The following is a 23354-nucleotide window of genomic DNA, read 5'->3' as shown; positions in this document are numbered from 1 at the left end:
CGCGCGGAAAGTTGGTGACGGCGCCTCTGTTACTCAGCCACGTCGGCTGATTTCGCCTGAAGCTGCGAATATCTGTCGATGCCGATACGCTCGATCAGGCCGAGCTGCGTTTCCAGGAAATCGATGTGGCTTTCCTCGTCGGCGAGCAGTTTCTCGAACAGCTTCATGGAAACATAGTCGCCGTGTTCCCGGCAGACTTCACGGGCTTCATGATAAAGCGCCCGGGCGACATATTCGGCGGCAAGATCCCCTTCCAGGCACTCCTTGGCCGACTGGCCGATGCGCATGGGATCGAGGGTCTGGAGATTAGGCAAGCCTTCCAGGAAAATGATGCGGTCGATCAGGTCGTCGGCATGCCGGCGTTCCTCTTCCGACTCGGCCAGCTCCTTGTCCGCCAGCTTCCCGACCCCCCAATCCGCCAGAAGGCGGCCGTGAAGCCAGTACTGGTTGACCGCCGTCAGCTCGTGACGCAGGGCCTTGTTCAGATACTCGATGACTTTCGCTTCGCCCTTCATGGCGCCCTCTCCGCTTCTACCGGCCCTCGGACCGTTTGACCCTTGCGGGCCGGTCCTGATCCGTCGCCTCTTGAGAGACCTTTTCGTGAATGATGTCAATGACGGACGGAAAACAGCCGCCGCATCTCGGCCGGCATCCCAAATGCCGGAAGACCGCTCCGGGCGTCGGAACCTTGCCGTTGGGATCCGCGCGCATTTCTTCCGCTGCTTCGCGAAGCTGCTTGTCAGACAGAATGTTACAGGAGCATATGATCATTTCGGGATCCGGAGCGAGTCCTCGATTTCGCACATATTGGCATTCAGGAATTTCTGCGCAATAACGAAACTTTACTGTATGAGTCAACTTTCAGCGCAATCAAACAAGCCGGCAGGAAATTGAAATGAGCGGCAACGCACCACAGGACGACCGTCCGACACTCGTGCTCACAGGCGCAAGCAGAGGCATAGGCCACGCGACGGTCAAGCGCTTTTCCGCCGAAGGCTGGCGGGTGATCACCTGTTCGCGTCAGGCCTTTTCAGACAAGTGCCCCTGGCCGATGGGACCGGAAGACCACATCCAGGTCGACCTGTCGGACCCGGAGAACCTCGGATTTGCAACTCAGGAAATCCGCAAGCGGCTGGAAACGAACGGGTCGCGCCTGAGTGCACTCGTCAACAATGCCGGCATCAGTCCGAAGGGACCGGAAGGCGAGCGCCTGAGTTCCCTGACGACCGCCATGCATGAATGGCGCACGGTTTTTCAGGTCAATTTCTTCGCACCGATCCTTCTGGCGCGCGGTCTTTTCCAGGAACTGAAGAACGCCGCCGGGTCGGTGGTGAACGTGACGTCGATCGCGGGTGGCAGGGTGCATCCCTTTGCCGGCACCGCCTATGCCACGTCCAAAGCGGCCCTGGCATCGCTCACGCGCGAGATGGCAGCCGATTTCGGGCCGCATGGTGTCAGGGTCAATGCCATTGCCCCCGGCGAGATCGACACCTCCATTCTTTCTCCTGGAACGGAAAAGCTGATAGACGGCATTCCCCTGCGCCGCCTGGGACTGCCGGCGGAGGTCGCCGATACGATCTATTATCTGTGCTCGAACAAATCGTCCTATGTGAGCGGATCCGAAATTCACATCAACGGCGGACAGCACGTATAACTCCGACACACAACCCTGAATTATCGGCGCTCTTGCCTGCCTTACGTGTGGCACAATTATTCAGAGAATCTGAAGTATCTACAACCACATAATATTTAGGGACCATAGTAAGTTTACTCTATTTTCATCGCCTTCTGCGACGCTGAGGAAAGGACAATGCTTTTCTTTCGGCTGTGCGGGGATCGAATGAAACAATTACTGAAGATACTGGTCGACCTGAAGTTCGGCTTCAAGGTCGCGGGCGGGTTTCTCGCCGTTCTGTTGCTGACCGCAGTGGTCGGCGGTGTCGGATTTCTTGCGATCCATAACCTTTCCTCACGCTTTGTCGTGGCCGATCAGGCCTCCAAGGTGGCCGGTCAGGTGCAGGCGACGTCGATCCGGCGTGAGGACTACCTGAACAACCCCACCCGGGAAAACGGCGAAGCGGTCCGCCAGGAGATCGCCGGCCTCGACACGTCCTTGCAGGAACTGGCCGGTGAAGTTGCAGGCGATCCGGCGTCCGAGGAACAGGTCGCCGGTGCCCGGAACGCGGTAACCCAGTTTGCATCGACCTTTGATGAGGTGGCCGCCCAGACCAACCAGCAAGCCGAGAGACTGGCAACGCTGCAGAAAGGTACGTCCGATCTGGAAACCGTCGCGGGCAACATCAGCCGCGCAGTGCTGGCGGAAGAAAAGCGCAACAGCGCGGAAGCTTTTTCCGCCAACAACCGCCTCGACGACGTCAATCAGCTTCAGCGCGGTGTCTTTGAACTCAAGGACGAAGTCATTCAGGTCAGGCTCGCCTACCTGAAAGGCAGCGGCAACATCGAGGGCGAAGAACTGAAAACTTCGATCGACATCGCCCGCAAGCTCGTCTCCGCGACCAAGCAGATGCGTTACAAGGAGATCGAGGGCATCGAAAGCGCGACGCTCGGCAAGCTGGCCGCACAGGCAGTGCAGCTGAACAAAGCGCTGGAGAACCTGACCAAGGACCTCGGCTTCTCCGAGGCCTATGAAGCCCGGCTGGCTGTCGGCACCGCGATCGACGGCATGAACTCCATCACCCAGGATATCCTGAAACAGGTCGATCCGGTGGTTTCCGCCGCGAAGACCGACGCGCTGACCGCATCGACCCGCCTGGCGACCGTCCGCACCATTTCGGACGATGCGACCCGCCTGAACGAACTGGCCCTCGCAACGCGGGCTGAAACGCTCTACCTCTTCGGCGGCTTCGGAACCGCGGATGCCGCACCGGTCGAGGAGCGGATTGCCGAACTGTCCAAGGTTCAGAAAAGCCTGGTCAAATTCGCGAATATCCTGCCGTCGGCCGCGGAAGCCATCAAAGCGATTTCGCCTTCGATCGCCACGCTCGACAAATCCTTCAAGGAGATGCTGACCGCGAAAGCTGATCTGCTGGCGAAGCGGCAACAGCTCGACAGTCTGACCCGCAAGGTCAGCGCCGACATTTCCATTATTTCCGACGCGCAGTCGAAAGCGGCGAATTCCGCGTCGGCTGCCGCCGAAATGCAGATCGGCGTTACCATCCTCTTCGCCATTCTCGGCGGTGTCGGCCTGGCCGTCGTGCTCAACCTCGCGATTACCCGTCCGATCCGGACCATCACCGATGTGATGGCCCGCCTTGCAAACGGCGACAACGAGGTCGACATTCCCGGCATTGACCGCGGCGACGAGATCGGCGACATGAGCCGCACGGTTCAGGTGTTCCGTGACAACGCCATCGAACGCGCGCAGCTTCAGGAGCAGAATGCCCAGGAAGAAGCGGCAAGGCAGGAGCGTCAGCAGCGGATCGACAGCCTGATCGAGGGCTTCCGGTCAAAGGCGGAAGAAGCCCTCGGCTCGGTCGAAACCACGGCCGATGGCCTGGATTCCACCGCTCAGGCGCTCACGGAGATCGCCCGCGACAGCGCAGGCTACGCCAGCGAAACGCAGGCCTCCTCCAACGAGACGACCAACAACGTTCAGACCGTTGCCAGCGCGGCGGAAGAACTGGCCGCCTCCATCGGCGAAATCTCGCGCCAGGTCGCCCAGACCACCGAAATCGTCGATCGCGCCACCACCGGCACACGGGTGACCAACCAGAAGGTCGAGGGGCTTGCGGAAGCAGCCACAAAGATCGGTGAAGTCGTCACCCTTATCCAGGCGATTGCCGAGCAGACCAACCTGCTGGCGCTGAACGCGACCATCGAAGCGGCCCGCGCGGGCGAAGCCGGCAAAGGCTTTGCGGTCGTGGCCGCGGAAGTCAAGGAACTGGCCACCCAGACCTCCAAGGCGACGGAAGAGATCAGCTCGCAGATCACAGAGATCCAGAGCGCCACGAAAGAGTCCGTCGTCGCGATCGGCGAAATCGCCGAGACCATGAACGAGGTCAACAGCTACACGACCGCAATTGCTTCGGCCGTCGAACAGCAGGGGGCTGCCACTGCAGAGATTTCGCAGAACGTGCAGCGGGCCGCGGAAGGAACCGGCGCTGTTTCCGCCTCCATGACCCAGCTGTCCCAGGCGGTCGACCAGACCTCCTCCTCTGCCGACATGGTCCTGTCGGCTTCCGGAGAACTCTCGACAAAGACCGACGAGTTGAAACGGGAAGTCGAACAGTTCCTGGCGGAAGTCGCCGCGGCCTGAGGAATTCCACTTCGAATAGGGCGGGGAGCCGAGGCTCCCCGCCCTTTTTCTTTGCGCCGCTGCCGCTGGCCGTTGACCTTGCCGCGCTTGGCGACTATGGCGGGACTGTCTCAAACCCTTTAGCGAACGAGTGACCAACGTGGCGGACCAGACCAGCGCCTCCTCCTTTGCCCCCTTAGGCAAAGCTCCGGTTCAGAACTGGCCGGTGATCCTGGAAACCAGCGGATGGAAGGACTATCGGCTGCTGGACATGGGCGCCGGCGAAAAGCTGGAACGCTACGGCCGTTTCACCATCGTGCGGCCCGAACCACAGGCCATGGGTGCCCGGCGGCTGAAGGAAAGCGTCTGGCAGCGCGCGGATGCAGTCTTTTCCGGTGATACGGAAGAAGAAGGCCCGGGCCGCTGGAAATTTTCCGGCAACGTCCCGGAAACCTGGCCGATGTCCTACGGCCCCGTGCGCTACAACGGCCGTTTCATGTCCTTCCGCCATGTGGGCGTCTTTCCGGAGCAGGCCGCCCATTGGGACTGGGTGAACGCCAAGATCCGCGCGGAGCGACAGCGCGTGCCCGAAAAGCCGCTGAAGGTCCTGAACCTCTTCGGTTACACGGGCCTCGCCTCGCTGCTGCCGGCGACCGAAGGCGCGCAGGTCACCCACGTGGACGCTTCCAAGAAGGCCATCGGCTACGCGCGCGAGAACCAGTCCCTGTCCGATCTTGAAGACCTGCCGATCCGCTGGATCTGCGAAGACGCCTCAAAGTTCGTCGCCCGGGAAGTGCGGCGCGGCAACAAATATGACGGCATTATTCTCGACCCGCCGAAATACGGCCGCGGCCCGAAGGGCGAAGTCTGGGATCTTTACACCAGCCTTCCCGGCATGCTTTCCGACCTCCAACAGCTGCTGGCGGACGATGCGCTGTTCATGATCCTGACCGCCTATGCGATCCGCTCCAGCTTCGTTTCCATTCACGAGCTGATGGCCGAAACGCTCGCCAGCCAGGGCGGCCTGCTGGAGTCCGGCGAACTTGTCATCCGCGAGGAAGACGGCAAACGGGCGCTCTCCACCTCGCTCTTCTCGCGCTGGAGCAGCCGCTAGCGCCATCTCGTGAGCGGCCTCTGTTTATGTGACAGTTGCTCCGCCATGTTAGGAATATTAACTTCCAGCTGAGACCCAGTGCATCGGAAGATATCGGAACCGCATGGCCAAGGACCAGATCCGGAAGAAAACCGCCTATCATCATGGCGATCTGCGCGACCAGCTCGTTGCCGCGGCCTCAAACCTGATCGACAAGCACGGACACGACGGATTTTCCATGTCCGATGCCTGCCGGCTCGCAGGGGTCAGCACGGCTGCTCCCTACCGTCATTTCGCTTCCAGGCAGGCGCTGCTGGCAGCGGTTGCCGAACAGGGCCTTCAACGCCTTGGCGAAGCGATGGAGCGGGCGGCGTCGAAACATCCGCGCGGGACTTTGGACTCCATTGCCGCCGTCATGCGCACCTTTGTCGATTTCGCCCGCAGGGAACCCAACATTTTCCGGCTCATCTACAACACGATGACCCATTCCGGGCGCATCCGGGAACTGGAAACCATCGGCAAGGCCTCCTATGGTGTCCACTTGCGGGAAGTCGCGCTCTATCTGGGCGAACAGGAGGTCAACGACAGGGTGGTCCGGACGATCTTTCGGCTGTGGCCCCATGTTCTTGGCCTTTCGTTTCTCGCCATGGACAGCAAGCTGGAGGATGCGGAGTTTCCGGTAGATCTGGACGAAACGATCCGGTTCGTCGCCGAACGTCTGCTGCCGCCGCGCGAGGCCGCGCAAAAACCTTGACCCGGCAAGGACCAGCGCCTAATCCAGCCTACTTGAGTTAACCCCTGGCTCGCGAGCGAGACATGTCCCATTCCGGCAAACCCCAGCGTATCGGCGCGGTCAAGCAGATCACCAGCCACTCCAACCCGATCGTCAAGGAGATCAAGGGGCTTGTCGCCATGCGCAAGCACCGCAGCCAGTCTGGCCTGTTCGTCGCAGAAGGGCTGAAACTGGCGACCGATGCCCTCGAGGCAGACTGGGGGGTGCGCTATCTGGCGCTCGGTCCCGAAGCCCGGGACAATCCCGTTGCCCAGACGGCGGCGGCGGCGGCCAAGGCACGGGGCGCGCTGATCCTGGAAGTCTCCAACGCCGTCATGTCCGCCATGACGCGCAAGGACAACCCGCAGATGGTCGTCGGCGTCTATGAACAGAACATTCTGTCGGCAAAGGACGTCGATCCGGCGGGGGCCACCCTGTGGGTGGCGCTTGACCGGGTTCGCGATCCGGGCAATCTCGGTACGATCATCCGCACGGTCGACGCAGTCGGCGGCGCCGGTGTGATGCTGGTCGGCGACTGCACCGATCCCTTTGCCGTCGAAGCGGTTCGCGCCACCATGGGCTCGCTCTTTCATGTGCCGCTCGCCAGGATGAGCAAGGAAGAGTTCAAGGCCCTTGCGGCCAAATGGCCGGGCACGGTTGCCGCCACGCACCTGAAAGGATCCGTCGACTACCGCACGCCGGACTATCGGGAGCCCGCCCTGCTGGTGATGGGGAATGAACAGAAGGGACTGGAGGACGACATGGCGGAAGCCTGCCCCACCCTGATCCGCATTCCGCAGGTCGGCCAGGCCGACAGCCTCAATCTTGCCGTTGCCACCGGCATCGCGCTTTACGAAATCCGCCGCAAGCATCTGGAGCTGTAGGATCCCATGAGATTGTTTGTCTTTGGTGTCGGTTATTCCTCGACGGCGTTTATCCGGGAAGTCGGCGATCAATTCGACTGGATCGGAGGAACAACACGTTCTCCTGGAAAGCTTGAAGAGCTTCGGAAGATCGGCGTGGAGCCGTTTCTCTTTGACGGAACCGCCAAGGGTGACGGCATCGCCGCCGCTCTTCAGGGTGTCACCCACGTGCTGGTTTCCATCGCGCCGGATGAGGCCGGCGACCCGGTTCTCCTCCACCACGGCGAGGACATGGCCGCGGCCCGGCCTGCGTGGATAGGCTACCTGTCGACGGTCGGTGTCTATGGCAATCATGACGGGGCATGGGTGAACGAGGATACGCCGTGCAAACCGGTTTCGAAACGCTCCGTGCAACGGGTAGCGGCTGAAAACGCCTGGCTGGAATTTTCGGCAGCAAACGGCTTTCCCGTCCAGATTTTCCGGCTCGCAGGCATATACGGGCCCGGCCGCAACGCGTTCGAGAACTTCAAAAAGGGCACTGCCCGGCGTCTCGTCAAACCGGGTCAGGTGTTCAACCGCATCCATGTGGCCGACATCGCCGGAACGCTCAAGGCAGCCATGGTGCAGCCCTCGACCCGCATCTTCAACGTGACCGACGACGAACCCGCCCCGCCGCAGGACGTTGTCGCCCATGCCGCCGAGCTTCTGGGTGTCGCCCCGCCGCCGGAGGTTCCCTTCGAGACCGCGGATCTCACCCCGATGGCGCGTTCCTTCTATGGCGAGAACAAGCGGGTCTCCAACCAGCGTCTCAAGGACGAACTCGGATATGTCTTCCGCTATCCCGACTACCGGGTGGCGCTCAAGGACCTGCTGACCACGGTCTGAAGCAAGCTTACCGGCCCTCGGCGAAACACCTTCTCGCTGGCGCGGGCTTGACGCTCACTCATCGAACTCCCAGCTTTGAAGGCAACACGGCAATACCCGCCGCCAGACCAAAACAATCCCCGGGAGGCATCAATGAGCAACTGGAACGTCTATCTGTCAGGCGAGATTCACACCGATTGGCGCGACCGCATAATGGAAGGTGCAAAGGCGCTCGGTTTGCCGGTCACCTTCTCCGCACCCGTGACCGATCATGACGCCAGCGACGACTGCGGCACGGTCATCCTCGGCGACGAGAACAGCAAGTTCTGGTACGACCACAAGGGCGCAAAGGTCAACGCGATCCGTACCCGCACCCTCATGGAAAAGGCCGACATCGTCGTCGTCCGCTTCGGCGACAAATACAAGCAGTGGAACGCGGCTTTCGACGCCGGCTATGCCTCCGCGCTCGGCAAGTCCCTGATCGTCCTGCACGACCCTTCGCTGACCCACCCGCTGAAGGAAGTTGACGCAGCTGCGCTTGCGGTTGCCGAAACATCCGAACAGGTGGTGGATATCTTGAAATACGTTATCCAGGGCAGGCTCGATCGCTGAGCCGTCATGCTATTGTCAGCTTTCATCGATGATGCCCCGTGAATGGATCGCGATCGATGACGGTTGGTATGGGTTAACTCTTTAGTTACCTTACTAAATCAGAGTAAAGAAAAGCCCGGGCTTGTATTTCGGGCTTTCAGACCCCACTTGGAAGGTATTGCATTCTGAAACGCCGCGGTCGCCTTTGACTGCGCAGCCGAATGTTTTTCCCTCACGGGATCTGAAAAGTACTTTTGATTATCTGCAACACTGTCATCAAGACGTTGAAATGGACGGCTAGAAATGCCGCGTGTACGCCTTGATGCGAAAATTTGGAAAGAAACATCCATGCAACATGGAAACGTTAAATGGTTCGACCAGGGCCGAGGTATCGGCTCGATCGAACCGGAAGATGGCAAGGACGTCCTCGTCCATATCTCTGCCCTTCGCCGGTCCGGCATCAACACTCTGACGGAAGGCCAGCTCGTGGTTTTCGATCTCGAGTGGCGCCGCGGTCAGATGGTGGCTGAAGATCTGAAAGTCCTGTAAGGACGCCTTGCAAGGTCTTTTGGGTAACGAGGGCGGTTCAACCGCCCTTTTTTGTTGAGCTGACCCCGGCCTTCATCGAATATGATCGCTCTGATAGCACCGGTCTTAAACAACGAAGGTTGGACGACGTCATGCAGCTGGAAGCGCGACTGCAGGAAGGGATCACGGCGCACAGGAGCGGAAACCTGGAGGCCGCGCTGGCAGCCTACAAGGACGTCCTGACGGACAATCCCGACCATCCGGATGGCCTTCATTTTCTTGGCCTGCTGCACTTCGATGCCGGCAAGCCGGAAAACGCGATCATCCTGATCCGCAAGTCGCTGGAACAGAACCCGAAAAACGCTGCCGCCTGCAACAATCTCGGCAACATTCTGAAACTGTCGGACAGGTCGGACGAGGCGCTGGAAGCCTATGTCCGGGCGGTTGAGATCGAACCCCGTCACCAGGAGGCCTGGAAGAACATCAGCGTCATGCTGGAAGGCGCGACGAACAACGACGACCTCCTGCCGATCCTGAGGGAAATTGTCCGCCTGGACCCGGACAACGCCAACGCCTGGCACAATTTCGGACTGTCCCTGATGCTTGCGGGTCACCGGGAAGAAGCTGCCGACGCGCTTGAGCGCTGTCTGGAGTTCGGTGCCGAAGCCTGGTCGGACCCTGTCTGGCACGCAAGGGTTCTATGCGCGCTTGGCCGGCAGGAGCGCGCCGTCGAACACCTGGAGGCAGTTGTCGCGGCCGATCCGGACAACAAGGTTGCCCGCTACCAGCTTGCCGCGGTCAGAGGGGACGAACTGGACCAGGCGCCGGAAGACTATGTCCGCGAACATTTCGACGGTTTCTCGGACAGTTTCGACGATGTCCTGAAAAACCTCGACTACCGCGCACCGGAACTGGTGGCGGGTGAAGTCGTCAAACTGGCGGCCCTGAGGGCGGCCCCCTTCAGGGATATCGTCGACCTTGGCTGCGGCACCGGCCTGTGCGGCCCTCTGATCCGCAGATATTGCGACAAGCTGACCGGCATAGACCTCTCGCCCGGCATGCTGCGCAAGGCGGCAGCGCTCAATGTTTACGATTTTCTCGTGGAAGGCGAACTGGTCGGCTTTCTGACCTCCGACCTGCCGACCCATTTCGACCTTGCCGTCTGTGTCGACACACTCTGTTACCTCGGCAACCTGCAGCCCTTCATGGAGGCGCTCTGTTCCGCGCTGGCGCCGGGCGGCATCCTGATCGCCAGTGTCGAACATCTTGACGATCCGTCCGGCCCCGACTACCGGGTCGATCCGACCGGCCGTTATGCCCATACCCCGGCGTATCTCCGCCGCAGCGCCGAGGCAGCCGGCCTGGATTACACGAAGGAGAAGACTGTGGTCCTGCGGCGAGAACTCGGCAAGGACGTTCATGGCCTGATCTTCGAATTGCGCAAACCCGATTCCGATGATCGGTAGGCGTGCAGTACGACGCGACAGCGTCAGACGCTTCAAATCGGCGGCAAAACGCTCTAAAGACTGAGACAGCCGGTGCTCGACCGGCCATCGATCCGATCAAACGGGAAACAGACTTGCGGTCAGGTGCCTCCAATCGCAGCGCGCTCGGGTTCATCCTGGTCACGCTCATTCTCAATTCCATGGGCATAGGCTTGATGATGCCGGTCATGCCGTCACTCCTGACCGAGCTGACCGCCCTGCCGGTGAGCGAAGCCGCGCGCTGGGGCGGCGCCCTCAGCGTGGTTTACGCCCTCATGCAATTCGCCTTCGGGCCCACCCTCGGCAATCTCTCCGACCGTTTCGGGCGGCGGCCCGTCCTGCTCATCTCCATGTTCGCCATGGCGGTGGATTATCTGGTCATGGCGTTCTCCTGGCACCTTGCCATCCTGTTTGTCGGCAGGACCCTGTCCGGTGTGGCAGGGGCGACTTTCTCCGCAGCCTCCGCCTATATTGCCGATCTATCGTCCAGGGAAGACCGCGCCAAGAACTTCGGCCTCGTCGGCGCAGGCTTCGGCGTCGGCTTCGTGCTTGGGCCGATGATCGGCGGCTTTCTGGGTGAATTCGGCACACGCGCGCCGTTTTTTGCCGCCGCGTTCCTCTCCTTGATCAATTTCCTGTTCGGTTATTTCATGCTGCCGGAAACCCTGAAGGCGGAGAACCGGAGAAGCTTTGACTGGAGACGGGCCAATCCCTTCGGTGCCCTGAAACAGATTGCCGCCTATCCGGCAGTCCGGACGCTTCTGCTGGCGATTTTCCTGTTCGACATCGCACATTATGTCTACCCGGCCGTGTGGAGCTTCTACGCGGAGGAAGTCTTCTCCTGGAGCCCGGGCGACATCGGCCTGTCGCTGGCCGCAGTCGGTGTCGGCTTCGCCTTTGTCCAGGGTTATCTGATCCGGGTGCTGGAACCGAAACTTGGCCCGGGCAAGACACTGCTGATCGGTCTTGGCGCCAATCTCGTCGCCTTCGCCGGTCTCGCGGTCGCCACAGCCGGATGGATGGCCTATGCAATGATCACCTTCGCGGCCTTCGGCGCGATGGCGACGCCTGCCTTTACCGGGCTGATGTCCAACCGCGTGCCCGACAATGCGCAGGGCGAACTGCAGGGCCTCATTGCCAGCGCCGCCGGTCTTTCCATGGTCGTCAGCCCCTTTGTCATGACCCAGGTTTTTGCCGCCTTCTCAGGCCCTGGCGCGGCGGTTTCCTTCCCCGGAGCACCGTTTGCCCTGGCGGGTCTCCTGATCCTGGCCGCCCTCCTGATCGCGCTGCCCTTCATCCGCCTGCCGCATGCAGTTCCCGCGACCGCCGCCCCCAACCCGGAGAACCCGGCAGAATAGATGTCCACTTCCTCGCACCCGGCACTTGACGGCCCAAGACTTTCCCCGGCTTCCGGCCGCGCCGCGCGGCAACTCGTCGTGATCCTCCACGGTTATGGCGCCGATGGCGCGGACCTGATCGACCTTGGCCGCGCCTGGCAGGGTCAACTTCCCGAGGCGGCATTTATCGCTCCGGACGCTCCCGAACTTCTGCCGTTCGAAGCCCTGGGAGGACGGCAATGGTTCGCCCTGAGCGAACGCACGCCCGCCGAATTCCGCATCGGCGCTGAAGCAGCCCAGCCTGCTTTGGACAGATTCCTGGACCAGGAACTGGAAAGACTGGCGCTGGATGAAAGCGCGCTTGCGCTGGTCGGCTTCAGCCAGGGGGCGATGATGGCGTTCCAGTGCGGACTTCGCCGCAAGTCGCCCCCCGCGGCGCTGATCGGTTATTCCGGATTGCTGCCCGGCAGCGACCGGCTGGGAACCGTCAATACGCAGAGCCCGGTCCTCATCGTCCACGGAACGGACGACGACGTCGTGCCGTGTTACCAGTCGGAGATTGCCTGCAAGGCACTCGAAAACGCCGGGGCCGACACCACGCTGCACCAACTTTCCGGGCTCGGTCATTCCATCGACGAGCGGGGCATGGTGCTCGGTGGCCGGTTTCTGGAAAAAGCTTTTTCCTGAAAGCCTTAGCCTGCCACCATGCCCGGACATCCACCAGCTTGCGGGTCCGACTGGGCCACTCCCCTCACCCGCAAAGCGGCAAAAGGTTAACGGGCGGACCTCCGTAGAAGTCCCGAAACCGGCGGGAAACAGCCGCTCCGCACAAATCGCAAGGGCAGTGGTTAATGGCCTGTAAACCAATTTGTTAAATACTGAGCGGAACGATGCGGGACCAGGAAGGTCCGGGACTGCCAGGATCAAGCAAAAATGCAGATTTCAATCGAGACTTCAACCCAGAGCGCCAGCCTGTTCTCGGCGTCCTATTCGAGTGGCGACACCGAAACCCAGAAGAACGAGCCGAAGGGCAATGCCTACGGCCATGATATCGGCCGCCGGGTCGGTCATCACAGGAAAGAAGCCACAAGCGCTCTCGAGGCTGCCAGCAAGAAGGCAGAGGAAGACGCGGTGGTCATTTCCGCCCTTCAGGAAGCCGTCGAGGCCGGCAAGGCGGACAACGATGGCGACGGCGATGACGACGGCGGTGCCCTGGCGACCGTCGAGGACTACCAGAAAACCGCAAGCCAGCTGAAAGCCGCTCTCGGTGAGGAAGACAGCGAAGCGTTCGCCTCCATTTCCTATGAAAGCGCGACGATTTCAACGACCACGATCGAAGCGGAAATCGGCGGCGAGACCATCTCCGCCCAGTTCGTCTCCTATGACCGGGTGTCCTACGACAGCGACACCGGCCTTTCGGTCAGCTCCGCCAGCGCCTCCACGATCGAAGGCGAAACCGACAACGGTTCCTTCAGCTACCTGAGCGCTTCCGTCAGCCAGCTTTATGCCGGAACCGGAGACCAGGTTTCGAACCTGTTCGGATTGACGGCTTAGGACTTTCGGCAACGTACAGCCAACAAGAAAGGGGGGAGCAAATGCTCCCCCCTTTGTCATGCGCCGTGTGCTTCAAGCCTTCTTCAGGTAGGCAACCAGGATATCAAGAGCCGCCTGCAGGTCGGTCTTGTGGATCATCTCGGTGACCGTGTGGATGTAACGGGTGCCCACCACGATGCCGACGGCCTTGGCTCCGGCTGCCGCCTGCTGGGCGGCCGCCCCGTCCTGCCCGCCCGCTGCCAGCATGGTGCGCTGGTAGGGGATCTTTTCCTTGGCGGCCAAAGCCTCGATTTCCTTCACCAGTTCCCGGTCGGCGATGAAGCTGGAATCCTTCACATGCAGGCCGAAGCCATCGCCCTGAACCGTGGTGCGGTCCTGTTCCGGAACGCCCGGCGTATCGCAGGCGAGCGTGGTGTCGACGCCGAAGCCGATGTCCGGCTTGATCGCGAAGGCCGCCGTGCGCGCACCGCGCAGGCCGACTTCTTCCTGGCAGGTGAAGGCGACATGAATTTCGCATTCGTGCTTGGCCTTGCCGAGCCCCTTGATGGCTTCGATGCCGAGCCAGCAGGCAATGCGGTTGTCCAGCGCCTTGGAAACCACCTTTTCGCCGATCTCGATCAGCGGTTCATCCATGGTGACCATATCGCCGACCCTGACGATTTCCCTGGTCTTCTCGCCGAGGCCGAGGTCGACCACAAATTCCTTCGGTTCGGGAACCTTCTTGCGTTCTTCAGGCGAGGAAATGTGAATGGGCTTGCCGCCCGGGTTCATGACGCCCTTGAAGTCGCCCTCATCGGTGGAGACCAGCACGCGGCGGGAGAAGAGGTTTCGGGCATCGAAACCGCCGACCGGCTGGACATGGACAAAGCCCTTGTCGGTGACATGGGAGACCAGAAAGCCGATCTCGTCCATATGACACAGCAGCATGATCTTTTTCGGCTCGCCCGACTTCGGCGCCTTCCGGCTTGCCCGGCGGCACAGCAGTGACCCCATCGGGTCCACCGTAACCTCGTCGAAAAGGTCCTTGATTTCGGCTTCGATCAATTCACGTACCCGGTGCTCGTGCCCAGGCACACCCGGCGTTTCGCAAAGTCGGCGAAGGAGATCTATATTCATGGAACATCCTGTTGGGAGTTTGAAATCGGGGTGATCCTATTCTGAATTGCGCTGCCAGATAAAGAGCGAAGACACGTAGCCGCAAAAGACAATTGAACCTTCCTGCCGGTCCCTGCAATAACGGCAGGGTTTCCGGCCGCCACGACTTGCGGTCGTGCGACGCCTTAAGGTCGATGGGGTCGGCAATGGCGGGCGCAATGAGAAGGTGCGGGCAAAATTGACGGAGATATGCAGTAAAACGGTTTCGTTCGTAGACCGGATGATTGGCGCCGACGATCAGCAAATCTTCACGCGCACATTCACTCCGATGGATGCCGGCGAACGCACACCCATCCTCCTGTTTCACGATTCCCTTGGATGCGTCGCGCTCTGGCGCGATTTCCCGAACCATCTCGCCCAGGCGACTGGCAGAACCGTGATCGCCTATGACCGGCCCGGTTTCGGCCGCTCCGAACGACGCCACGATGTCCTCGCGCCCGATTTCATTGCCGAAGAGGCCAGGACCGTCGTTCCGGCCCTTTGCGAGGCGTTGGAGGTCTCCCGTTTCATCGCCTGCGGCCACAGTGTCGGTGGCGGCATGGCGGTCCAGACGGCCGCCCGGTGGCCCGAATGCATTGAAGTGCTGATCACGATCGCCGCGCAGGCCTTCGTGGAGGACCGCACCCTCTCGGGGATCCGCGAGGCCAAAGCCGCCTTCGCTGAGCCCGGCGCCCTGGGGCGGCTGGAAAGGCATCACGGCGTCAGGGCCCGATGGGTTCTGGACGCCTGGACGGAAACCTGGCTGGCACCCGAATTTTCCGGCTGGACCCTTGATGAGGCGCTTGTACTCGTGCGGGCGCCAACGCTGGCGATCCACGGCAGCGAAGACGAATTCGGCTCGCCCCGTCATCCCGAACGGATTGCCTCGGGCACGGGTGGACAGGCGCTGCTCCTGCCCGGCACGGGCCATACCCCGCACAGGGAATGCCCGGATCTGCTTGTCGAAAAAATCGCCGCATTTCTGACAAGGCTTGACGCCGAGTAAGCCGCTCCAGCTGCCCCGGCAGGCAGGCTTGCGAGGCCTCGAAACCGGCTGACGGAGCACATTTGAAGATATTCGCTTAACCGATTGCTCGTCATTTTGGAAAAATCAGCAGCCGGCGGCTCGCTTTGCCATTGCAGTGTCGCATTTGGTGACAAACATTCTAGGGCCTATGAGAAAAACGCCTGAAGCTCCCAGCGAACAGGCGTGCCCCTTCCTGACCGACCATTCCGGGAACAAGAAAATGGCCCAAAAAAAGCGTTTCATTCTTTCCATTGACGGCGGCGGTATCCGCGGCCTGATCCCCTTACGCGTTCTTGAAAGCCTTGCCTGCCGTCTCGGGCAGCGGGGCGTGACCGCGCCGATGCACCGGATCTTCGACCTGATGGCCGGCACTTCCACCGGCGGCCTGATCGCCGCCGGCCTCAGTGCACCGCGCCCTGGCGGCGCGACGGGAGAAGCCGCGGCCACGATTGACGAACTCAAGGTCTTCTTCGAACGCGAAGCGCGGGAAATCTTCAAGCGCTCCATAGGCGACCGGCTGGCGCGAACCGTAACCAATCCACTTGGCTTCCTTGACGAGGCCTATGATGTCCGCCCGCTGGAAAAAATTCTGAAGGAACGTTTCGGCTGGACCTCCATGGCCAGCGGCCTGACCCGGCTGGTGCTGCCCGCATACGACATCGAGAGGCGCCGCGCCGTCTTCATGACCAACGGACTTGAAGAAAACGGCAGCCGGCCCGACGACTATTACTTCTGGCAGGCCGTCCGGGCGGCGACCGCGACCCCGGCCTATTTCGAACCGGCGCGGGTGGAAAACCTCAGCCGCAAGCGCGACGAGGCAATGGTGGACGGCGGCGTCTACATGCACGACCCGGCAATCGCGGCCTATCTGGAAGCCCGCAAGCTCGGCTGGAATGAAGATGACATCACCATCCTCTCGCTCGGCACCGGCAAAGCTCCCGAACGCGCCTTTGCTTACGAAGACGCCCTCGGTTGGGGCGCCCTCGGCTGGATGCAGCCGTCCAGGGGCGTGCCGCTTCTGTCGATCCTGGCCGACGGCCAGGCCCAGACAGCTGCCTACCAGGCCCGGCACCTGTTTACCGATCTGCCCAACGTGACCTATCTGCGCTTCGATGCCGAACTCGCGGCGGATGCGGAAGACATGGACAATGCCCGTCCGGGCAACATCATCACGCTCAACGGCGCCGCCGACAGGATCATCCGGGACAACACCGTGCTGCTCGACGAGATAGCGGAAGTGTTGAAAGTCCATGTCGAATCCGGCGAATCGGATGCGCCGGAGCCGAATTTGGTGCATGCTGCCTGAAGCGGAAAGTCTGCCGCGCCCATTCGGCCGGCAGACCTTCATGAGAAGCACTGACGCACGAGGTTCAAGGCAACCATGCGTAGACGGGCAACCACTCCTGGACGGGCTGACAGTCCAGCCACGCCGAAACGCTGGAAAATCGCATTCCTGGCAGCCCTGGGCGGGCTATTTGCCGTCCTGACGGTCCCTGACGCGGGCGCCCGTACGCCTGTGCCGCCCGCGAAACCGGCCGACATACCCGGCGCCGCGGACGGACTGCAGGCGACGGGAGAATTCCGGCCGAGCCTGCAAAAGATCGCAGGCGTTCCGGTTCCGGTCAAAAAACGCGCGGTGCCAGAAGGTTATGTCGCCAGCAAGCCGAATCTTGTGATCTATCCAAGCCTTCCGGCAAAGGATTATTTCGGTGCGGCCAACGGTCCGGCACCGCTGAAGTCCAGAGCCATCGGCTCCTATGCCAAGGGGTGTCTGGCAGGCGGCGCGGCTCTGCCGACCGACGGGCCGACCTGGCAGGTGATGCGCCTGTCGCGCAACCGCAACTGGGGCCATCCGGAGCTGATCGACTTTCTGGAGGACCTTGCAACCGATGCCCCGAAGCTCGGCTGGAACGGCCTTCTGGTCGGCGACCTCGCCCAACCGCGCGGCGGCCCGATGACCTCCGGCCATGCCAGCCATCAGGTCGGCCTCGACGCGGACATCTGGCTGACGGAAATGCCGAACCGCCGCCTGACGCCGCAGGAGCGCGAGGAAATCTCCGCCGTTTCGATGCTGATCGGCCCGCTCGACGTCAAGGGCGCCGACCGCCGGGTGGACCCGGCGAAATGGACGGAAAGCCGCGCCCGGCTGATTCGCAGGGCGGCCTCCGACAGGCGCGTCGCCCGGATCTTCGTGAACCCGACGATCAAGAAGGCCTTGTGCAATTTTGAAAAGGGCCGGGACCGCGCCTGGCTGCGCAAGGTCCGCCCGTGGTGGGGGCACCACTACCATTTCCATGTGCGGCTTTCCTGCCCGCCCGGCAGCGCCGGTTGCCAGGACCAGAACCCGCCGCCGCCCGGGGACGGCTGCGGCCAGCAGCTTACCTACTGGCTGTCGGACGAGCCCTGGGTCCCGAAGAAACCGAAGAAGCCGGGTGAAAAACCGAAGGTCGTCCGGAAGAAACCTATGGCCCTCGCCGCCCTGCCGAAAGCCTGCCAGAACGTGCTGACGGCGAACTGAAGGCGGATCAGTGGAGTTCTCCCATTTGCCCCACCTCATCCTGAGGAGGACCGTCAGGTCCGTCTCGAGGGATAGGCGGCCTACTCCTGACCAAGCGGCCCATTCTTCGGAACGCATGACATTGCCAAGCTCCTCAGGATGAAGGAATGCGGTCGTTTCCTGGCATGTTCCGCACAGACTCTGACCGCGCAACTCACCTTGCCCTCACTTGTCCGGAGCGGGTGCCGTGTTCAAAACCTTCGACAGAAACACCAGATCCAGCCAGCGCCCGAATTTGGTGCCCGCCTGTGGCACCCGTCCCGTCACTTCGAAGCCGAGTTTCTCATGCAGCGCGATGGAAGCGGCGTTGTCGCCGTCGACCACGCCAATGAGCACATGAATGCCTTTCTCGCCGGCGATCTCCATGACGCGGGTCAGGAGATCGCGGCCGACGCCGCGCCGCTGAAAGGAAGGGACGACATAAACGGAGTGCTCCGCCGTAAGCCGGTAGCCCTCCCTCGGGCGGAAGGGACCGTAGCTGGCAAAGCCGATGACTTCGTCGGCCTCGTTGGCCGCCACCAGAACCGGCAATCCCTGCTTCTTGCGTCCTTCAAACCAGGTCAGCCTGTCGTCCAGCGTTTCCTCGCGCGTCGTCCAGGCGGCGGTCGTTTGCCGCACCGCATGATTATAAAGCGCAAGAATAGCGGGAACATCCTTGGGTTCGGCGTTGCGAATAATCATAAAAGCCTCTTGCTCGGCCGGGACACACGGTTTCACGCCCCGCCCTCAAATCAGTTTGTGCCCTGATTTTCCATGATTTGCAGCATCTTCGGAATACGTCATATGCCGGAATCCGTCCGCCTTCCCGGCCGGGAACCGGAAAACCACACCATGGGCTTCAAAAAACCACCTGATTTCCGCCGACGGAACGAGCTATCCACTAGGCGAAACCGAATTGCGGTGGTAAACGGGCGGCCATGACGACGAAGACGCTTTCCAACATCCGCAACTTTTCCATCGTGGCCCACATCGATCACGGCAAGTCGACGCTCGCCGACCGCCTGATCCAGATGACCGGCACGCTGACCGATCGCGAAATGACCGAGCAGGTCCTCGATTCCATGGACATCGAGCGCGAGCGCGGCATCACGATCAAGGCGCAGACCGTCCGGCTGATCTACAACGCCAAGGACGGCCAGCAATACACGCTGAACCTGATCGACACCCCGGGCCACGTCGACTTTGCCTATGAAGTCTCCCGCTCGCTGGCGGCCTGCGAGGGCTCGCTGCTGGTGGTCGACGCTTCGCAGGGCGTGGAGGCGCAGACGCTCGCCAACGTCTATCAGGCGATCGAGAACGACCACGAGATCGTCACGGTCCTGAACAAGATCGACCTGCCGGCAGCCGAGCCCGACCGGATCAAGGAACAGATTGAGGATGTGATCGGCATCGATGCCTCGGACGCCTGCATGATCTCCGCCAAGACCGGCCTTGGCGTCGACGACGTTCTGGAAGCCATCGTCCACAAGCTGCCCGCGCCGAAGGGCGACCCGGACGACACGCTGAAGGCGATGCTCGTCGACAGCTGGTACGACACCTATCTCGGCGTCATGGTTCTGGTGCGCGTCATCAACGGTTCCCTGAAGAAGGGCCAGAAGATCAAGATGATGGGCACCGGCGCCGCCTATGATGTCGACCGGGTCGGCGTCATGACGCCGAAGTTCCTGCAGGTCGACGAACTTCACGCCGGCGAGATCGGCGTCATTACCGGTTCGATCAAGGAAGTCGCCGACACGCGCGTCGGTGACACCATCACGCTGGAAAAGAAACCCTGCGCGGAAGCGCTGCCCGGTTTCAAGCCGGCCCAGCCGGTGGTTTTCTGCGGCCTCTTCCCCGTGGATGCCAACGATTTCGAGGACCTCCGGGCTGCCATGGGCAAGCTGCGCCTCAACGACGCCAGCTTCTCCTATGAAATGGAAACTTCCGCCGCGCTCGGCTTCGGCTTCCGCTGTGGCTTCCTCGGCCTTCTCCACCTGGAAATCATCCAGGAACGGCTTTACCGCGAGTTCGATCTCGACCTGATCGCGACCGCGCCTTCGGTGGTCTATCAGATGACCCTTACCGACGGTTCGGATGTGGAACTGCACAACCCGGCGGACATGCCGGACATCGTGAAGATCTCCGAAATCCGCGAGCCGTGGATCCGCGCGACCATCATGACGCCGGACGAATATCTCGGCGGCATCCTGAAGCTCTGCCAGGAACGGCGCGGCATTCAGGTGGACCTCTCCTATGTCGGTTCGCGCGCCATGGTCACCTACGACCTGCCGCTCAACGAAGTGGTCTTCGACTTCTATGACCGGCTGAAGTCGATTTCCAAGGGCTACGCCTCCTTCGACTACCAGATCTCCGACTACCGGGCCGGCGACCTCGTTCGCATGTCGATCCTTGTCAACGAGGAACCGGTGGACGCGCTCTCCGTACTCGTGCACCGCAGCCAGGCGGAACGCCGCGGCCGCGCCATGTGCGAGAAGCTGAAGGAGCTGATCCCGCGGCACATGTTCAAGATCCCGATCCAGGCGGCCATCGGCGGCCGGGTGATCGCCCGTGAAACCATCTCTGTGCTGCGCAAGGACGTGACCGCCAAGTGCTACGGCGGCGACGCCACCCGTAAGCGCAAGCTTCTGGAAAAGCAGAAGGCGGGCAAGAAGAAGATGCGCCAGTTCGGCAAGGTCGAAATCCCGCAGGAAGCCTTCATTCAAGCGCTTAAGATGGATGAGTGAGAAGCGGTCGGGCTCTGCCCGACGCAAAGGTCCCTTGGACCTTTGCGAGCTTCGAACGCCCGCGAGGGTAAGGTGCGAAGCACCGTCGAGCAGACTAAAGTCGGTCACGCTCCGCGTGATCAGATAACCCGACGGATCAGTCGCAGGATCGAGCGAACAGACAATGGCCGCCGATATCTCCTCGATATCCGGCATCCGGCATCCGGCATCCGGCATCCGGCGGAAACATAGGTGACACGATGAGCCTTGAACAGGATCTCCGCGAGCGCGCGGAAAACAAATGCGAACTCTGCGGCGCGACCGAAGCCCTTGCCCCACTGGAGGTTGGCCCGAACGCGGACGGCACCGCCGCAAACGCGATCCTTGCATGTTCCACCTGCTCCGGTCAGATCACCGGCGCGGCGGAAACCGATACCAACCACTGGCATTGCCTGAATGAATCTGCCTGGAGCCAGGTTCCGCCCGTTCAGGTCACCGCCTATCGCCTGCTGGCAGGGATGCCCGAGGAAGGCTGGGCGCGGGATCTTCTCGACATGCTCTACCTGGAAGACGATGTTCTTTCCTGGGCCAGGGCGGGACTAACGAGCGCCGCTTCCGATGACGACGGCGAAGTCGTCCACAAGGACACCCATGGCGCTGTCCTGAATGCCGGCGACACGGTCACCCTGATCAAGGACCTCAAGGTCAAGGGCGCCAATTTCACCGCCAAACGCGGCACGGCCGTCCGCAACATCAGCCTCGTCGCCGACAATCCGGCACAGATCGAAGGCCGCGTGAACGACCAGCGGATCGTCATTCTGACCGAGTTCGTGAAGAAGTCCTGAGGCGAAACGGCTCGTTCTTTCACTTCTCATTCCTGTACCCGCTTTCGCGAGCATGAACTCCGGCAGGCATCTTGCAAACACGGAACCTTGCGGAGTTCTTTGATATCGGGAGAGACTTGATCCCGGCTTTCCGCTGTGCTGCAGCCGGGATGACAAGTTGAGAGCGAATATTGATGCCAGGAATTTCATAAGTTCCGAGAAAGTCCCGTTGCTTTAGCAACTCCGCTGAAACGCCCCGAGGATCGCCGAGGCGACCGGCCCGGCTTCGCGGGTAAAAAGCGCCATGCGGGTCTTCGGCAGGTCCGGCAACCCGTAGAGCCTGCCAACGTCCCGGCAGCCGTCAGGCATGTTGTTGCGACCGAGGCAGGTAATGCCGAGGCCGGCGGAAACGGCGGCCTGGACCGCGCTGACGCTCGTCCCGGTGAACACGTCCTCAAAGACGATCCCGGCTTCTTTCAGCTTTTCCTTCGACAACCGCCGGACCGCGCAACTATCGGAAAGGGCAACCATGGGAAACGGCCGGTCCGTTGTCCAGGAAAAGCCCTTGGACGCCGTCCAGACGAGGTCGTCCTCGAAAGCCGTCTGCCCCGTCACGTCGACATCTTCGGAGCGGATCACCACGGCCCCAAAGAGGCCTGCCCTGTAATCCTTGAACAGGACTTCTGACGAGCCCGCGGAAACGTGAAGCCGATGGTCCGGCAACGCACGGTTCAGCTCGGCGATAATGGCCGGAAGACTGTTTCCGGCCGCATGGTCGCTGACCCCCAGCAGCAGGCGCTTGCGTTCATCGGTTCCCGTCACGCGGGAAGCCACCTGATCGTGAAGGTCGATCAGTCTGCGGGCATCCACAAGGAACCGGGCTCCCAGGCTCGTCAGCCGGACCGACCGCGGCGACCGGCTCAGCAGCCTGGCTCCGAGACGTTCTTCCAATTTCTTGATCTTCAGGCTGACGGCCGACTGGCTCGCACCGGTCAGGTGCCCCGCCTGCGTGAAGCTGCTGGTGTCGGCGACATGCACGAAGGCGCGCAGGAGATCCAGATCGAGATTGCTCATGCAATCATTATGAAATCATATTTTTGAAATATCAAAGATTTGTTTTTCTTATTTTAACGCAGCGCCTACGCTTCCTTCAGCGCTCTTTGCAATGGAGGAAGAAATGCCGCTGACACAAGTCTCCCTGATGAAAGGCTCAAAAACACCGGCACAGAAAGCCGCGATCCTGGACGAGATCTACCAGGCCCTGCGCGAGACTTTCGACGTGCCGGCGGACGACAAGTTCATGACCGTCACCGAGGTGGAACGGGAGGATTTTGTCTTCGGCCGTTACTACATGAACGTCGCCCGCTCCGACGATCTCGTCATAATTCAGCTGACCGTCAGCGACACGCGCACCCAGGCGAAGAAGAGAGCGCTGTTCGCACGCATTGCCGAAGGGCTGGGGCGCGAAGTTGGCGTCCGGCCGGAGGATGTCTTCATCGGTCTGGTCGAAACGAAACTGGAAAACTGGTCCCTGGGCAACGGCCAGATGCAGTATGCAGACAGGCAGCCTGCGACCGTGTGAGATTCGCCGGAGTCGGCAAATCACCACCGAGGTCATCCCCGCCTCCGGGCGGGGATCCACTCATTTCCAGAGCGCCGGGAAGTGAGCACGTCGCAAACGGAAACACACCGAAAAAGCCTTGAATTCCATTTGCGCGGCCAGCTGGGTTGGATCCCGGGTCAAGCCCGGGATGACCACGTTTGCGCGG

Annotated in this window: 23 protein-coding genes; 18 read left to right on the top strand and 5 right to left on the bottom strand. The window is 61.4% G+C overall.

Features of this window, described 5'->3' with window-relative positions; all coding sequences use genetic code 11:
- Window positions 1–29: 29 nt before the first annotated feature.
- Both bfr and ACQY7U_RS01250 read right to left on the bottom strand, forming a co-directional pair.
- A complete protein-coding gene (bfr, locus tag ACQY7U_RS01255; protein ID WP_428641163.1) occupies window positions 30–515 on the bottom strand; it encodes a bacterioferritin in 486 nt (161 codons plus the stop codon).
- A gap of 16 nt (window positions 516–531) precedes the next feature.
- Window positions 532–771: a (2Fe-2S)-binding protein gene (locus ACQY7U_RS01250; RefSeq protein ID WP_428641161.1), complete on the bottom strand. Its 240-nt coding sequence runs from the start codon at window positions 769–771 to the stop codon at window positions 532–534.
- A gap of 124 nt (window positions 772–895) precedes the next feature.
- Between ACQY7U_RS01250 and ACQY7U_RS01245 the strand changes: the two genes are divergently transcribed.
- The 12 genes from ACQY7U_RS01245 to ACQY7U_RS01190 all read left to right on the top strand — a co-directional run bounded on the left by ACQY7U_RS01245 (window position 896) and on the right by ACQY7U_RS01190 (window position 13341).
- Entirely contained in the window at window positions 896–1654 is a 759-nt protein-coding gene (locus ACQY7U_RS01245; RefSeq protein ID WP_428641159.1) for an SDR family NAD(P)-dependent oxidoreductase, read from the top strand.
- A 186-nt stretch (window positions 1655–1840) separates the two neighbouring features.
- Window positions 1841–4276 carry a methyl-accepting chemotaxis protein gene (locus ACQY7U_RS01240; RefSeq protein ID WP_428641157.1) on the top strand — a complete coding sequence of 812 codons (2436 nt, stop codon included), beginning with the start codon at window positions 1841–1843 and terminating at the stop codon, window positions 4274–4276.
- 139 nt (window positions 4277–4415) lie between these two features.
- Complete coding sequence (locus ACQY7U_RS01235) at window positions 4416–5369, top strand: class I SAM-dependent methyltransferase (protein ID WP_428641155.1); 954 nt, start codon at window positions 4416–4418, stop codon at window positions 5367–5369.
- 103 nt (window positions 5370–5472) lie between these two features.
- Window positions 5473–6102: a TetR/AcrR family transcriptional regulator gene (locus ACQY7U_RS01230; protein ID WP_428641153.1), complete on the top strand. Its 630-nt coding sequence runs from the start codon at window positions 5473–5475 to the stop codon at window positions 6100–6102.
- A 62-nt stretch (window positions 6103–6164) separates the two neighbouring features.
- Window positions 6165–7004, top strand: a complete 840-nt coding sequence (locus ACQY7U_RS01225; RefSeq protein ID WP_428641152.1) for a TrmH family RNA methyltransferase — start codon at window positions 6165–6167, stop codon at window positions 7002–7004.
- 6 nt (window positions 7005–7010) lie between these two features.
- Window positions 7011–7868 (top strand): SDR family oxidoreductase, encoded by an 858-nt coding sequence (locus ACQY7U_RS01220; protein ID WP_428641150.1) that lies wholly within the window; start codon window positions 7011–7013, stop codon window positions 7866–7868.
- Between the two features lie 132 nt (window positions 7869–8000).
- Window positions 8001–8459 (top strand): YtoQ family protein, encoded by a 459-nt coding sequence (locus ACQY7U_RS01215; protein WP_428641148.1) that lies wholly within the window; start codon window positions 8001–8003, stop codon window positions 8457–8459.
- A 327-nt stretch (window positions 8460–8786) separates the two neighbouring features.
- Window positions 8787–8987, top strand: a complete 201-nt coding sequence (locus tag ACQY7U_RS01210; protein WP_428641146.1) for a cold-shock protein — start codon at window positions 8787–8789, stop codon at window positions 8985–8987.
- Between the two features lie 131 nt (window positions 8988–9118).
- Entirely contained in the window at window positions 9119–10432 is a 1314-nt protein-coding gene (locus ACQY7U_RS01205) for a tetratricopeptide repeat protein (RefSeq protein ID WP_428641144.1), read from the top strand.
- Between the two features lie 113 nt (window positions 10433–10545).
- Window positions 10546–11808 carry a TCR/Tet family MFS transporter gene (locus tag ACQY7U_RS01200; RefSeq protein ID WP_428641142.1) on the top strand — a complete coding sequence of 421 codons (1263 nt, stop codon included), beginning with the start codon at window positions 10546–10548 and terminating at the stop codon, window positions 11806–11808.
- Window positions 11809–12474 carry an alpha/beta hydrolase gene (locus ACQY7U_RS01195; protein WP_428641141.1) on the top strand — a complete coding sequence of 222 codons (666 nt, stop codon included), beginning with the start codon at window positions 11809–11811 and terminating at the stop codon, window positions 12472–12474.
- A gap of 246 nt (window positions 12475–12720) precedes the next feature.
- Window positions 12721–13341 (top strand): hypothetical protein, encoded by a 621-nt coding sequence (locus ACQY7U_RS01190; RefSeq protein ID WP_428641140.1) that lies wholly within the window; start codon window positions 12721–12723, stop codon window positions 13339–13341.
- Window positions 13342–13413: 72 nt separating this feature from the next.
- On the opposite strand, the gene ACQY7U_RS01185 is transcribed toward ACQY7U_RS01190, so the two are convergent.
- Window positions 13414–14457 carry a M42 family metallopeptidase gene (locus ACQY7U_RS01185; protein WP_428641138.1) on the bottom strand — a complete coding sequence of 348 codons (1044 nt, stop codon included), beginning with the start codon at window positions 14455–14457 and terminating at the stop codon, window positions 13414–13416.
- A gap of 259 nt (window positions 14458–14716) precedes the next feature.
- Between ACQY7U_RS01185 and ACQY7U_RS01180 the strand changes: the two genes are divergently transcribed.
- The 3 genes from ACQY7U_RS01180 (at window position 14717) to mepA (ending at window position 18020) form a co-directional block, all read left to right on the top strand.
- Window positions 14717–15481, top strand: coding sequence for an alpha/beta fold hydrolase (locus tag ACQY7U_RS01180; protein ID WP_428641136.1), 765 nt, complete (start codon window positions 14717–14719; stop codon window positions 15479–15481).
- Window positions 15482–15722: 241 nt separating this feature from the next.
- On the top strand, window positions 15723–16808 hold the full coding sequence (locus ACQY7U_RS01175) for a patatin-like phospholipase family protein (RefSeq protein ID WP_428641134.1): 1086 nt from the start codon (window positions 15723–15725) through the stop codon (window positions 16806–16808).
- 75 nt (window positions 16809–16883) lie between these two features.
- Window positions 16884–18020 (top strand): penicillin-insensitive murein endopeptidase, encoded by a 1137-nt coding sequence (gene mepA, locus ACQY7U_RS01170; RefSeq protein ID WP_428641132.1) that lies wholly within the window; start codon window positions 16884–16886, stop codon window positions 18018–18020.
- A 204-nt stretch (window positions 18021–18224) separates the two neighbouring features.
- On the opposite strand, the gene ACQY7U_RS01165 is transcribed toward mepA, so the two are convergent.
- Complete coding sequence (locus ACQY7U_RS01165; RefSeq protein ID WP_428641131.1) at window positions 18225–18740, bottom strand: N-acetyltransferase family protein; 516 nt, start codon at window positions 18738–18740, stop codon at window positions 18225–18227.
- Window positions 18741–18976: 236 nt separating this feature from the next.
- Between ACQY7U_RS01165 and lepA the strand changes: the two genes are divergently transcribed.
- Window positions 18977–20782, top strand: coding sequence for a translation elongation factor 4 (gene lepA / locus ACQY7U_RS01160; RefSeq protein ID WP_428641129.1), 1806 nt, complete (start codon window positions 18977–18979; stop codon window positions 20780–20782).
- A 239-nt stretch (window positions 20783–21021) separates the two neighbouring features.
- Window positions 21022–21606, top strand: a complete 585-nt coding sequence (locus ACQY7U_RS01155; protein WP_428641127.1) for a PhnA domain-containing protein — start codon at window positions 21022–21024, stop codon at window positions 21604–21606.
- A 213-nt stretch (window positions 21607–21819) separates the two neighbouring features.
- On the opposite strand, the gene ACQY7U_RS01150 is transcribed toward ACQY7U_RS01155, so the two are convergent.
- Entirely contained in the window at window positions 21820–22659 is an 840-nt protein-coding gene (locus tag ACQY7U_RS01150; RefSeq protein ID WP_428641126.1) for a LysR family transcriptional regulator, read from the bottom strand.
- A 103-nt stretch (window positions 22660–22762) separates the two neighbouring features.
- Here ACQY7U_RS01150 and ACQY7U_RS01145 point away from each other — a divergent pair, with 103 nt between their 5' ends.
- Complete coding sequence (locus tag ACQY7U_RS01145) at window positions 22763–23167, top strand: tautomerase family protein (protein ID WP_428641125.1); 405 nt, start codon at window positions 22763–22765, stop codon at window positions 23165–23167.
- Window positions 23168–23354 lie beyond the last annotated feature (187 nt).

Origin of the sequence: Roseibium sp., from assembly GCF_050301095.1 — a bacterium.
Taxonomy (GTDB): domain Bacteria; phylum Pseudomonadota; class Alphaproteobacteria; order Rhizobiales; family Stappiaceae; genus Roseibium.
This window is presented reverse-complemented; position numbering and strand designations above follow the sequence as displayed.